The sequence below is a fragment of the Helicobacter sp. 23-1045 genome (assembly GCF_053654655.1).
In genome coordinates, this window is sequence record NZ_JBSIUR010000035.1 from 1 (window position 1) to 517 (window position 517).

The following is a 517-nucleotide window of genomic DNA, read 5'->3' on the forward strand; positions in this document are numbered from 1 at the left end:
ACAAATTGCGAATCTACCAATTTACTCTCCACTCAAACCCTCCACCATTACTTATCGTTCTATTTCCATAATTGCCATAATATGCCATACTAAACTCCATATCAAAATCTTTTGTATTTAGCACATAGCTACCACTTATATTTGCATATCCTAACACTTTGTCATTATCTACTATCATATCAACGCTTCTATTATTACTCAAAAATACTTTTGATTTAGATAGGGCATTATTTGTAATATTACCCTTTATGCCAAGTTTGGTATTTAATCCCCAAAGCCCTATGCTTGTATTAAAATATTTATTATAATCCAATGCTAAATCTAAATATAGCAGATTATAAAGTTGCTTATTATACTTCTCAAATACACTTGAATCTGCCATATTACTCATAATAAATTCATTTGCATACAATCCCTTATAATCAACTCCACCACTTAATCCTAACACACCTGCATTATTAAAATTCCACTCTTTACCATAATAAATACTACCACCAAATCCAATAGTATTTGGTTT

Annotated in this window: 1 protein-coding gene; it reads right to left on the reverse strand. The window is 29.8% G+C overall.

Annotated features, from left to right (window positions below; translation table 11 throughout):
* Nucleotides 1–13 precede the first annotated feature (13 nt).
* Nucleotides 14–517, reverse strand: a 504-nt coding sequence (locus ACWIUE_RS11935) for a hypothetical protein (RefSeq protein WP_454137010.1), incomplete at its 5' end; no start/stop codon positions are given.